Consider the following 12,655-nt stretch of genomic DNA (forward strand, 5'->3'; position numbering starts at 1 on the left):
CCTCCACGTTCGTGTCCGCCATCCGCGCCTGCATCACGCGCAGACGGGCAACGCGACCTTCGTCCGGATTCGATGCGAACGCCTTCGCGCATGCTCGGTCGCGAGCGCTCGCACGGCAGGCTGCCTGTCAGCGCCAGCGCTTGCCGGCGCCCATGCCATTGGGATCCCTGTGGGGTTTCGTCGATTCGTATCCGAGTCCGATCGCGCGATTCAGAATCGCTCGCGTACCCGGCGTGATGCTCATGTGCGCAAGCCGGGACGGCTCGGCCCAGAGCACTTCGTCGAGGCCGCCTCCCATAGCCGCGCGCGGATGCACGTCGTCCGGGATCGCGATGCGAAAGACATGATGAAGGTGATGCGCGGATACCTGTTGAAACAGAAACGCGGCCGCGCTCGCTTCGACGCCGCTTTCCTCGTGCAACGCCCGGATCGCCGCGACGATGGGCAGCTCATCGAGCTCCACCGTCCCGCCCGGCAGCAGCCATGGACCGCCGCGTTCCCGAACCAGAAGCACCGCATGGTGTCGAACCAGCAGCACAGTCGCTCGTACTCTCATCCCCGTCTCCGTGTTGCACTCCAACTCGTTATTGGATTGATGGTGCGCTCCGAAGCACCGGCGTTCCGTTGTCTGTCGCGCCGTCGCCTCGATCTCAGGCTTGAACTGGCGTGCGAGGAGATTTTCCCAGCGCTGGTTACATGCGGCAAGGCGTGCAATCCCCACGTGCGCACGAACGCACACGCGAGCGCCGGGCGTCGTCCTGTGAGGATTTCCGCTCGCGCTCGCACGCGTCTGAGATTATCCGAGTGAGGGAAAGCCGGTGAGTTCCGCGCTTGCGGCATCCGCGGAGGACGACGGCGGGTGATGCGCGGCCGCGCGCCCGGATTCTGGCGCGCGGCCGGCGAGGACTACTGCGGGAAGGTTGGGTCTGCTGCGCTCGACCTCACGCGCCGAACGCGGGGTCGCTCATGCTGTCGCGTCCGGTCTCGACGTGACCCGCGAGACGCCGCAGGAACGCGCGATCCGTATCCACCTTGACCTCGACGTCGTACCAGCCGTGCGCGTCGCGCAGATCGAGGTAGACCTGCGCGGTGTCTCCGCCGCGCACGCGCCGGGTGATCGTCTTCGACGAATCGTAGGCATTGGTCACGCTGAACGTGCAGGCGGCCGTTCCGCGATTCTCGAGCCGCAGTTGCAGATTGCCGTTGGCGACGTCATAGCCTTCCGCCACTTCCGGCGCGGCCTGTTCGCGCGACCACCAGCCGTGCTGCGCGTCGGCCTTGCCCGCGATCCGTCGCAGGAAGCCGTTCGGTCCATGCACGACGAAATCGAAGCTGCCATCCGGATTCGCAGAAACGCGGTCGGCGAGACGCTTGCGCGCTTCGACCGTGTACGTGCGCGGCGCATCGGCGCTGGCGTTGCGATAGAGCAGAAAAACCGCGCCCGCGCTGCCGGTATTGACGAAATCGAACGAGACGATGTCCTTCGCGGCATCCGGACGCGTGCGCACGAAGAGCTCGTACGGCAGCGCGCGCGCCGCGCGAACGCCCGGCTCCTGCAACGGCTGCGCCTGCGCGACAGGCGGCAACGGCACGTAGTCGGGATGGCGCACCCTGTCGGGCGGGACGTAGCCGCTGGTGCTGGGCAGCACGGGCAATCCGCCGTTCGGATTGCGGAAGTCGAACGCGGACGTCAGATCACCGCAGATCGCCCGACGCCACGGCGAGATGTTCGGCTCGGCGAGACCGTGCGCGCGGCCGAATCGCTTCTGGATGAAGCGGATCACCGAAGTATGGTCGAACGTTTCCGAGCAGACCCAGCCGCCTCTCGACCACGGCGACACGACGAGCATCGGCACGCGTGCGCCGAGACCATACGGGCCGCTCGCGTATTTCGCGCTGCCCGGGAAGATTTCCTCGCTCGTGTCGACGGTGGAGAGGCCGTTGGCGCTCGAAGTCGGCGGAAACGGCGGAACCACGTGATCGAAGAAACCGTCGTTCTCGTCGTAGTTGATGAGGAGCGCCGTCTTGCTCCATACGTCGGGGTTCGACGTCAGCACCTGCAGCACCTGATCGATGTACCACGCTCCGTAGTTCGCGGGCCAGTTGGGATGCTCCGAGAAGGCTTCGGGCGCCACGATCCATGACACTTGCGGCAGCGTGCCGCCCTGCACGTCGCGCTTGAGGATCGCGAAATAATCGTCGCCGGCGGCGGCGTTGGTGCCGCGCCGGGCCTTTTCATACAGCGGGCTGCCGGGCTGCGCGTTCTGGTATTGCGTGAAATAGAGCAGCGAGTTGTCGCCGTAGTTGCCGATGTAGGCGTCGTCGGTCCAGCCCCACGAATTCTTCGCATCGAGCCCGGTGCCGATGTCCTGATAGATCTTCCACGAGATTCCGGCGCGCTCCAGCACTTCGGGGAACGTCGACCAGCCGTAGCCGGCTTCCGCGTTGTCGACGACCGGGCCGCCGCCCGCGCCGTCGTTGCCGACATAGCCCGTCCACATGTAATAGCGGTTCGGGTCGGTCGACGTGTTGGTCGAGCAGTGATAGGCGTCGCAGATCGTGAAGGCATCGGCGAGCTGATAGTGGAACGGGATGTCGTCGCGCTTCAGGTACGCCATCGTCGTCGTGCCCTTGAACGGCACCCACTGGTCGTAGAGACCGCCGTGGAACGCGCCCTGCCCGCTCACCCAGTCGTGCGGCAGGTCCTGCAGGAACTGCAGGCCGAGGTTCGACGCGCCCGGATGGAACGGCAGCACCTCGCCCGCGCCCGCCGCGATCGGCTGGTTGAAGACCGGCTTGCCGCTCGGCAGCGTGACGGCGCTTTTGTCGCCAAAGCCCCGCACGCCGCGCAGGGTGCCGAAGTAATGATCGAACGAGCGGTTCTCCTGCATCAGCACGACGATATGCTCGATATCCTCGATCGATCCATGCCGATTGTTCGCGGGAATCGCGAGCGCCTGGCGAATGCCGAGCGGCATCACGTTCAACGCGGCGGTCGCACCAGCGGCCTCGACGGCCGCGCGCAGAAAGTCACGACGATTCTTGTTTTTCATCGGTATGCGGGGAAAGTGGAAGGGAATGTCAGTCCACCGTGTGAATCACCGGTGTCGCGAGCGCGTCCGACGAAGCCCGCGCGATGCCTGCCTGCGCGGACTGGCCAGAAGCGCCGCCTGTGGCTTGCTTTGCCCAGTCTTGAAGCTCGCTTGTTTCGGTTGCAGCGGAAGGCGCGCTGCTCGCAGCGGAGACCGTGGGAGACGGATTCGCGTCGTCCGGCTCCGGCTTGCTGCATCCGCAAACGATTGCGCAGACGCAGACGACAAGTCGCGCCGCCGTGCGGCGAGGGCCTGGGACAGACGACATCGGAGTTCTCCGGCAGATTCGCGCCGATGGACGCAGCGCCGCGAAGCTTAGCCATCGCTTGTGTAAGCAATGTGACCGTCCGCGATACCATACGTCGGCGGATCGACGGGGATGACCGCGCGCAGTGCCATCGAGAGGACGACAAGAGCGTGACCCAGCGTAACGAGGCGAGTGAAGAGTTGTGTGAAAGCGGCGCCCGGGGGGATTCCCGAACCGGAGCATGCGCCGCTTTTCCGGCGAGTGTCCATGAAGCAGACCGGAAGCAGGCGCTCACGGAAGCGCTTGCCCTGTCGCTGGGTAGCGCAATCGCGCTCGGGCTCGCGCGTTTTTCATATGCGCTTCTGCTGCCGCCGATGCGGCAGGACCTGGCGTGGAATTTCGCGCAGGCCGGCGCCATGAACACGGCGAACGCGCTCGGCTATCTGCTCGGCGCGCTCGCGTTCTCCCGGCTGTCCATGCGGTTTGCATCGCGATCGCTGTTCGTCGCGGGCTGCGTCGTCACGGCCGTATTGATGGCGACGAGCGGCATGGTCGTCGATACCGACGCCCTGCTCGCGCTGCGCGTCGCGACGGGTATGGGCAGTGCGCTCATCTTCGTGAGCGGCGGCGTGCTGGCGGCACGGCTCGCGTCTCGCTCGCCGCGCGACGCCGGCCTCGTGATCGGGCTGTACTACGGCGGCACCGGCTGGGGCATCGTGATCTCGTCGATACTCGTTCCGTTCGCGGTGCTGCCCGTCGTTCACGGGTGGCGCTACGCATGGTTCGCGCTGGCCGTTGCCTGTGCGGCGTCTTCTGTCATCGCGGTGCGGGCCGCGCGGCGAATCGAATCAGCGCATCCTGCTTCCACCGCGCGTCACGCCGCGAACGACGCACGCGCCGCCCCCGTGCAGCGGCGTCGTTTTGCGCTCGCGCTCGCCGGATATGGATGCTTCGGCATAGGCTATATCGGCTACATGACCTTCATCGTCGCCTTGCTGCGCAACGCGGGTATGAGCGCTGCCGTGGTAAGCGGCTTCTATATCCTGCTCGGCGTGGCTACCGTGGCGTCCGCGCGCATGTGGTCCGGGCTTCTCGACCGCATGCGAGGCGGGCAGGCGCTCGCGATACTCAACGCGCTGCTCGCGGCCGCGACGCTCGTTCCCGCGGTGGTCGTTCATCCGCTGGCGGCATTCGTGTCCGGCGCGTTGTTCGGGGCGACGTTTCTGTCCGCGGTGGCATCGACGACGGCGTTCGTGCGGCATAACCTGCCCGCAAGTCAATGGCCGAGGGGAATCAACGCATTCACGATCGTGTTCGCGCTCGGTCAGATCGTCGGGCCGGTCGTGATCGGCCGCGTGTCGGACAGCGCGGGGCTCACGCGCGGGCTTGTCTACTCCGCGCTGGTGCTCGTGGCGGGTGCGTTGCTTGCGGCCTGTCAGAAGCCGTTGAGGGGCGCGGCGAGATCGGCCTGATCAACCCTGGCGAGCCGCGCCGATCGTTCGGATGCCGAATGAACCGAATCCGGCGACAAACCTGCCGCGATAGCCGGCAGGTCAGACTTGACTGCCGGCGCGCGCCTTCTTCATCTTCACGAAGACGTGCGAGCAGAACGCATCGGCGACCACGCGATTGACCGTGAGAATGTTGTCGGCGCTCAAGGTCTCGCGCGACAGGCCCTGCTTCTCGATCAGCCGCTGCGGGATCAACTGGCTCACGAACGAGTGACAGAGATCCTTGCGCGACTGGGCATCGGCCGATTCGAAATACTGGCGGCCCGCCCTGATCTCGTCGCTCATCTTGGCCTTGGCCGTCTCGTTCTGCACCTGGATGCTGGCCTCGAGATTCGCTTGTGCGGCATCCCGCGTGCGGTGGCCCTTCCTGTCGTCCTCCAGCTGTTTGGCCTTGATGGCGGCCATCTTGCGGTCGGCCTCGCCGATCCGGTAATTCCCTTCCAGCGCCTTGAAGAGATAGCCCCTCGGGCTGACCGTCACCTTGCCTTCGTTGAGCTTGAACCGCGTGTATTCGATCGCCTGCTCGAGCCGCTCATCCGTCCAGACGTCGCGATGCTTGGCAAGGCGCTCGAAGTCGGGTGTATCGAAGGCGAATTCGTTGTGAAGCAGGAGGTACATGGAGTCCTGGATGCCGGCGCGCGCAGCGTCCGCGCCCTGCTTCTTGGTGAACCTGAAGCGGATTTTCAGTTTCTCGGGCGGGACGCGCTCGGCATTGGGTTCCCAGCTGACATCGAAGTCCGAGACTTCGTTGAGCTGGTCGATGGCCGGCTCGAGGAAGCGCTTCTTGAACTCTTTCACTTCCTTGCGCGACTCGCCGACCTTCCCCGGCCATTCGAGCACGTCTTCGTAGGCGAACCACTCCGTCACGCCGTGCCCCTCGCAGGGAATGAGGCGATCGTAAATCGCGCGAGCGAGCGAAAGCGAAAAGGCCGTCGACGCCCGCAAGCTCAGCCAGTGAGCCTTGTACGGGCTGATGAGGTACTTGATGACGCGTCCCGCCAGCAGGATGCAAACGACGTTGCGCTCGATATAGCAATCGCCCAGCAGGCTGATGGTGCCCCACGAGTCCTTCTCGGTGAGCTCCTCGATGGACGGCGCCGTCATGATTTCCACGCGGGCGCGAGCCGCGGCTCGCATCTGGGCGATGAGATGGCTGTGATTGCGGCTGTCATAGCGCATCAGCCACTTGAAATAGTTGACGTCGGCCGAGAAGGTGTAGACCTTGTCGTCGATCAGCTCTTCCGGAGCCTTGGTCGCGACGATGAAGTACGCCGCATCCAGCACCCGGCGCGCGGCGATGCCCAGACCGCCAACTCGCGTGAAGATGTTGTTTCGCAGGAAACCGATATCCCTCGTCGATTCGCAGATGGCCGAGCCTTGGGCGGACATGTCTTCGTAGATGTCCAGCGCCAACTGCTGAGGGGTGACGGTGAGTTCTCGGGTTTCCATGCGTTCGATTGGGCTTCGATCCCGGCACTCTATCAGGCGAGCAAGGGGTGTCAACACAAAAACCGCCCCGCCTTGTCCGACGCTTTGCGCACAAAAAGCGCCCCGGCAGTCGACCGCCGATCACAATTTCCGCCCCGATCACCACAATTTCCGTCCCCTGCTGCCCAATTTGCGGACTCGCTTGCACAAAAAGCATCCCGCCCTTCACAAAAAGCGTCCCTATCCACAGGGGTATCGCTTGATTCAAAAGGAAATTCGAATGGCTGTTTGTGGGTTTGCGGGGTTGGGTTTACAAAAAAACTGAACAGACGACGCGGAACAAAGTTCGAAAGTTTTTCAGGAAGGTATGCTAACTCCATGAAAAATATAGAGAAAGTTAGACGTATCCGGTGCGCACAAAAACCGCCCCCGGGGTGCTTTTTGTGCTGACGCATTCGCTTGCTATTCTGAGCGGGTTCGAGCTGGAGCTGACGGGACGAACCAAGGATCGAGTGATTGGACTCCACTGCGAGAAAATCGCGAAAAATCAATGGTCTGACTGGTGCGTTTTTCCCTAAAAACCATGAAATCTCTGCGCTCTACAACCTTGTTTACGCGTATTCGTGTATTCTGCGCTTCGGCGTCAATACATGGAGAAAGCGCAGAATGGCTAACGTAGGCACCCTACCTATGGAAGACCGCAAGGTCACCCTTCGCGAAGTGGCGGAGTTTGCGGATAACCTTGAACCCTTCTCGGACAACCTTCGGGAACAGATCCTCGCTCCGCGACCGCGCAAGACTGCGCCCATCTACACGATCAGCGAACTGGCCGAGATGTGCAATCTGACTCGGCAGCAAATTCAATATCTGGTGACGAAGGGTGAAGGCGGCCTTCCGCCCGGAACGCTCAATGGCAGCGGCCGCAGCCGGACGTTCACGCTGCCGGAAGTGCGCGTCTGGGTGAAGGTGGCATCGGACATTTATCAGACGCGTCTTGATGACGGCGATGGCGCCTTCCGGGGCAAAGTCCTTACAACGGCACAGTTGAAAGGCGGCTCGGCGAAGACAACGACGACAGTATGTCTCGCGCAGGCATTGACGCTGCTCGGCCGCAAGGTGCTTCTCATCGATCTCGATCCCCAAGCGTCGGCATCGGAACTCTGCGGACTCTACGCGGAGAAGGAGATTTCCGGTGACGATACTGTGCTGCCCTATATATATGATCAGAACGTAGAGGGCGGGCTCGGCGCGAGCGTCCAGTCGACCTATTGGGATGGACTCGACATTATCCCCGGTCACACGTTTTTGTACGGCGCGGAGTTCCTGCTTCCCGCACGCCAGAAAACAATCCAGGGGTATCGATTCTGGGCCGTTCTGCGGGAAGGACTCGAACCGTTGCGCTCGCAATACGACTACATCCTGATCGACACTTCGCCGTCGTTGTCGTATATGAACCTGAACGCGCTCCTGGCGGCGGACGCGCTGGTCATGCCGATGATCCCGGAGAATCTCGACTTCATCAGCTCCCTGGCATTCTGGCGCCTGTTCTCGGACGTCGCGGAGGACTTCCTTCCGTACGAGGAGGACAAGGTCTATGACTTCATCTCCATTCTGCTGTCCAAAGTCGACTACGGAAAGACATCTTCGGCACCGGTCGTCCGTCAATGGGCGCAGAGCGCGTACGGACGCTGGCTCGATCCATTCGAGATTCCGGCGAGCTCGGTGATGAGCGGCGGAGCGCTTTCCTTTTCGACGGCACTGGATGTCGTCAGCACACACTCCACGGCGAAGTCTCTTCAACGCGTGCGGCAACCGATGATGCAATATGCCAAATGGCTGGATGATATGTTCGTGAAATCCTGGAGGGAGTCGGCATGAGCAATAACATACGGGAACAACTGATGGCCAAGACGGCCAACTTGCCGAAGCCCGCGGATTTCAAAGGGGAGAACAAAAAGGATAAGACGAATCGCGGTCCGCAGACGATGCCGGGCATCACGAGCGCGTTGGCCGCGGCTCAACTTCGCATCCAGGAACTCGAGGCAAAAGGTCTGGAGACCGAGATTCGCGTCGACGCCATGGTGCCGAATCCGTGGCAACCGAGGCGTCAATTTAGCGAAACCAAGCTCTCCGAGTTGGCACGGTCGATCAACGAAGTTGGGCTGCTGCAGGCCGTGACGGTTCGTCGGGTCGGTGAATCATTTCAGCTCGTTGCAGGCGAGCGCCGGTGGCGCGCACACAAGCTGATCAATCGGGAAACCGTTCGCGCGGTCGTCATCGAGTGCACGGATCAGGATATGGCAGCTCTGGCGTTGATGGAAAACGTCACCCGCGATGATCTATCCGATTATGAAATCGCGATCGCCATTCGTCGTGCTGAATCGGAGTTTCCCAATCGTACGCGGCTCGCAGAGGCGATGGGCATTTCACGCAGCGATCTCTACCGATTTCTCGCATACGATGCGCTGCCGGATTTTGTGAAACGTGATCTGGATTTGAATCCGTCAGTTTTGGGGGCGTCGTCTGCGCAGGATATCGCGAACGCGCTCAAGAAGACCGGCGAGCAGGGGTTGAAGGCGCTTCAGGAACTGTGGCCTCAGGTGGTCGCTGGAGACCTGGTTCAGACCAAGGTTGCAGCAAGCTTGAGTGCGCAGGCAAGCCGGGGGGAATCAGCAACGGATGCAGGTGGCAGAAGCATCCTCAAGATATTTGCCGGCAAAGTGCAGGCTGGGAGCATCACGAAAGACGTCAAAGGCCTGACTTTCAAGTTCAAGGCCGGTGTGGTGACGGAGGAACAAGAGAATCAGCTTAGAGAGCATATAGGAAAGATGTTTTCGATTCGATCCGAATGACGATGACCCGCCTCGGCGGGTTTTTTTGTGCCTGCGTTTTTCTTTGTGCGTCCTCTCGCTACGGCCGGCGATCGGACTGTCCGAATTCGGACACCGCAGTCCTTCCGCGTCAGTCGCAGATTCAGCGGCCCTGAAGCTGATAAAGGTATTGGGTGTCCGAATTCGGACACTTGGCGCAAGGAGGCCGTTTAGACCTCGCTCAGACCTTCAAAATCTCACTGGGTCACCATCGCGGATTCAATTGCGCATCCCGGGACGTTGCAGTGTCCGAATTCGGACATTGCAACGAGACGTCGACGAGGCCCTGCGATATCGATTGAATGCGGATGAGCGGCACCCCGGGCTTCAGCGAAGCGCGAGCTTGCGACATTGAGTTCTGAGAATTCTCGACGAATGTCCGAATTCGGACACTGTGAGCACGGCTCGAGCAATGCCAAGTCAAGCAAGCGTCCGGAGCGATCTTCTGACGCGACTGAAGATTCGTCAGTTGCGGCAGAAGCAACCCAAAGGAACGGCCTGAGCGCCGACTCCGATGTCTGCGTTTGACCTAATCGATCAAACAAAAACGCCGCGCTTCAACCGTTTCGCTCGCACGGCACAGAGAAGGCATTGCGCTTGGGTTGGCGCCTGGACGACATCAGGGACTCATCTTCAGCGCGGTGGATTGATCTGTGCGTGTGAGTTTTGTTGAGTGGATTTGCCTGCGTACTCGATCACTCAGAGCCTCGCACTAACCAGACGTACCGCATCGTCACTGCGGATTCATAGTCCGCGTCGCTAAGCGCGAGCGTTGGTTCGTACCAACATAAAAGCGACGCCACGAACGCATTGCGATGGTCGGCCCCTGGGTACACGCGCGAGGCCGTCGGTCAGTGATTGTGATCGAGGCGACTCAAATGCAATCGAAGCGCCGAATCCAAGCGCTCAACACCGCCTCGGCGGTGGTCACGAAGACCTCTATCCTGATCGAAGAGCCTGGTCCGCTCATCGCCGAAAGGGTAGAGAACGTTCTCAATTCCCGGACTGCGACATCGCCGAGCCGATGCGCCTTGCTACGGCATCTAAATATCGGTCTCACCTGGTTGCAATCAAAGATCGGTTGCGTAGGAATCCATATCAAATCGAAGTCTGCGCGCGCAGTTCATGCGCCGGATTCCGTGAAACACTAACTCGCGGAAGAGAATCCTAATAAACCATTATAAATCATTATCTTACGAATCGTCCCTAAACTTGTTTCACGAAATCGGACCGGTTCGAGCTATACATCGGCCTATAAGAGACCAAGTCTTGGCGACAGACCAAGAGCAGAACCCATATCCCAACAATCCGTATCAAACGATACATTTTTCGTAGGAAAATCGGCGGGCCGAAATCGGCGAGCCCATCGCTCCCAACACCGGACAACGCGCTCAGCGAAGTCGTCTATTAGGGCGTGCGGATAGAGTTTCACGGCATGCACTGAACGGAACGCGGTGCGTGTTCGAACTCATCGCCGACTACACGCATGCGCGACATCGCATGCTCGAAGAATATCTGCCGACCGGCACCTGCAAGTTCCGTCTCCGATCGAACGAAGTACGCTACCCGGGCTCCGTCGTGCCGGATATCGCGCAGACCGTCGGCCGCAGCGTCATGTTCAAACCGCGCACCGTCCTCTAACGGACGGACGCTCGCATCAGAGCGGCGCCGACTTGCGCGTGTGCATCGGCTGGTAAGCCTCGCCCGCCTTGAATCGCTCGAGCCGCTCGCTCGCGACGGAGAGGGCGCCGAGCGTCGCCCGCCGCAACTGATGGTCGTAGAGCGAGACGATCGCCGCGAGCCGGTCGAAGTCTTCCGGTGCCAACACCCAGGTGCCGGACGCGCGGCCCGCGTCGAATGCGGCGGCCATCGTCTGATCGGCGAGAATCAGCTCTTCATGCGAGAAGTCGCCGTGTCCCGCTTCGGCCAGAAACTTCGCCAGAAGCATCGCCTCGGTGACGTGCTGCGCGGGCGCGATGTCCGGCGAGCCCGAACGCAGGGCGGCCAGAGACATATGCGCCGCGAGCGCGAGCTCGTTTGCCACTGCGCGCGGAATGGGGAGCAACTGCGCCTTGCTGAGCCGCGCGCGCGTCGCCTTGGGCGAGCGTTGGAAAGGAATGGTGCGTGACATGCGTGGATCGATGGTTGACCTGTTCAGGTTAACGATCGTCCGCCGCCGAATCTGAAGGGTGATTCTCGCGCGCCTGTTCGAAATCTTCGACGACGGCGATCGCCCGCTCGCACTGGTCGGCATCGAGCGTATGGATGCTGCATTTGTCCGGATCGACGCCGATCGCCTGGGCGAGCCACTTCATTCCCTTGGATCGCGCTTCGAAGACGTTGCAGCCATCGCGACGGACCTTCGCTTGTACGAGCGGCTCGAGCGCCGCGTGCAATTTCACTTTCAGCTCGCGCAAGCGGGCGTCGGCGAGCCGGCCGAGCGGGACGTTGCGCGTGCTGCGCGCGAACGTGCCGATCCACGCCTGACACGGCGCGCATATCCAGAGCGGGCCGTGGTCGTCGCGATACGGATAGGCTTCATCGCCGGCACGAGCCAGCGTCGCGAGCGCGCCGCAATAATCGCAGTCGGGATGAGGAAGGGGTTTGACAGGTCGGCCGACACGCATTGTCAGAAAGTCCCGGGCGGGAAAACCAATATAGCAAAACCGATGATCCGATTCGGAAACGCGCGCCCGGCGAAAGTTCCGGAGCGGCCGGGCGGCGCTTCGCCTGAGCATGATGTCATGGGCTGCTTAAGGCAGAGCATTCTCGATTCCGCCGCCACGCGCGCCGGCAAAGGATCGCGCAGACCGGGAATTTACTTTTCCCTCCCACGGTATACGTTGTGAGTGCGTCCTTCACGGTACGCGCCTTTGGAGCCCACGGGCTCCTGCGCCGCGAATCCGGCCTCGTGCCCGATCGAGTCGCGCATCAATCAGACCTCACGTTAAATCAGAAGCCCGGAAGGCGCGCCCGATGCGCCGTCTACGCGGCCCGACATGCGTTCACATGCAAGCCTGTCGCAAGCTTGCAGTCCTCAACGTAGTGACTCGATCCAGAAAGGTGATGGCGATGAGAGCAACTCTTCTATATGCAGCAACGGCTGCCGGGCTCTTCGCGATGAGCGCGCTCGCACCAGCGCAAGACATGCAGATGTCTCCGGCGCAGGGCAGCGCCACGCAGCAAAGCGCGCAGGACGCCGCCACGGCCGATTCCAGCTATGGCGGAACGACGTCGATGACGCGCTCCGGCAGTGCCTCGCGCGACGCGTGGACGCCCGGCACGAGCCAGGCCTGCATCCCGGGACTGAGCTGCAACATCTATAGCGGCCAGTGAAGCGGGCTGTCGGTAGCGATATGCCGAAGGCGGCGGGGACGCCTTCGCACGAAGATCTCAGTCGTTCGCTTGCCAGCAATCTCCTTGCATCAGATCAACCTCCGGCCAACCTGCCTTCCATTGCGCAGTCCCCCGATGGCGGGGTGACATCCCTTCGAATGCGTGGTTTTC

At 61.8% G+C, this 12,655-nt stretch carries 10 protein-coding genes; 5 read left to right on the forward strand and 5 right to left on the reverse strand.

Going from position 1 to position 12,655, the window contains the following annotated elements:
* Positions 1-127 precede the first annotated feature (127 nt).
* Positions 128-556: an NUDIX domain-containing protein gene (locus AWB83_RS13365; RefSeq protein WP_087045994.1), complete on the reverse strand. Its 429-nt coding sequence runs from the start codon at positions 554-556 to the stop codon at positions 128-130.
* A gap of 385 nt (positions 557-941) precedes the next feature.
* Positions 942-3,053, reverse strand: a complete 2,112-nt coding sequence (locus AWB83_RS13370) for a phosphocholine-specific phospholipase C (RefSeq protein WP_087045996.1) — start codon at positions 3,051-3,053, stop codon at positions 942-944.
* Between the two features lie 456 nt (positions 3,054-3,509).
* Between AWB83_RS13370 and AWB83_RS13375 the strand changes: the two genes are divergently transcribed.
* The gene (locus tag AWB83_RS13375) at positions 3,510-4,811 is read left to right on the forward strand and encodes a YbfB/YjiJ family MFS transporter (protein WP_374729111.1); all 1,302 of its coding nucleotides are present in this window, start codon (positions 3,510-3,512) and stop codon (positions 4,809-4,811) included.
* A gap of 81 nt (positions 4,812-4,892) precedes the next feature.
* Here AWB83_RS13375 and AWB83_RS13380 read toward each other — a convergent pair whose 3' ends face one another.
* A complete protein-coding gene (locus AWB83_RS13380; protein ID WP_087046000.1) occupies positions 4,893-6,299 on the reverse strand; it encodes a replication initiation protein in 1,407 nt (468 codons plus the stop codon).
* Between the two features lie 645 nt (positions 6,300-6,944).
* On the opposite strand from AWB83_RS13380, the gene AWB83_RS13385 reads away from it, so the two are divergent.
* The 3 genes from AWB83_RS13385 (at position 6,945) to AWB83_RS13395 (ending at position 10,789) form a co-directional block, all read left to right on the forward strand.
* Positions 6,945-8,156, forward strand: a complete 1,212-nt coding sequence (locus AWB83_RS13385; protein ID WP_087046002.1) for an AAA family ATPase — start codon at positions 6,945-6,947, stop codon at positions 8,154-8,156.
* The gene (locus AWB83_RS13390; protein WP_087046004.1) at positions 8,153-9,130 is read left to right on the forward strand and encodes a ParB/RepB/Spo0J family partition protein; all 978 of its coding nucleotides are present in this window, start codon (positions 8,153-8,155) and stop codon (positions 9,128-9,130) included. The genes AWB83_RS13385 and AWB83_RS13390 overlap by 4 nt, the downstream gene beginning before the upstream one ends.
* 1,476 nt (positions 9,131-10,606) lie before the next feature.
* Positions 10,607-10,789 (forward strand): hypothetical protein, encoded by a 183-nt coding sequence (locus tag AWB83_RS13395; protein WP_087046006.1) that lies wholly within the window; start codon positions 10,607-10,609, stop codon positions 10,787-10,789.
* A gap of 16 nt (positions 10,790-10,805) precedes the next feature.
* Here AWB83_RS13395 and AWB83_RS13400 read toward each other — a convergent pair whose 3' ends face one another.
* Both AWB83_RS13400 and AWB83_RS13405 read right to left on the reverse strand, forming a co-directional pair.
* Positions 10,806-11,279 carry a hypothetical protein gene (locus AWB83_RS13400; protein WP_087046008.1) on the reverse strand — a complete coding sequence of 158 codons (474 nt, stop codon included), beginning with the start codon at positions 11,277-11,279 and terminating at the stop codon, positions 10,806-10,808.
* Between the two features lie 28 nt (positions 11,280-11,307).
* A complete protein-coding gene (locus AWB83_RS13405) occupies positions 11,308-11,775 on the reverse strand; it encodes a zinc-finger-containing protein (RefSeq protein ID WP_087046010.1) in 468 nt (155 codons plus the stop codon).
* Positions 11,776-12,220: 445 nt separating this feature from the next.
* On the opposite strand from AWB83_RS13405, the gene AWB83_RS13410 reads away from it, so the two are divergent.
* The gene (locus AWB83_RS13410) at positions 12,221-12,484 is read left to right on the forward strand and encodes a hypothetical protein (protein WP_244197717.1); all 264 of its coding nucleotides are present in this window, start codon (positions 12,221-12,223) and stop codon (positions 12,482-12,484) included.
* Positions 12,485-12,655 lie beyond the last annotated feature (171 nt).

Source organism: Caballeronia ptereochthonis (genome assembly GCF_001545075.1).
Classification (GTDB): domain Bacteria; phylum Pseudomonadota; class Gammaproteobacteria; order Burkholderiales; family Burkholderiaceae; genus Caballeronia; species Caballeronia ptereochthonis.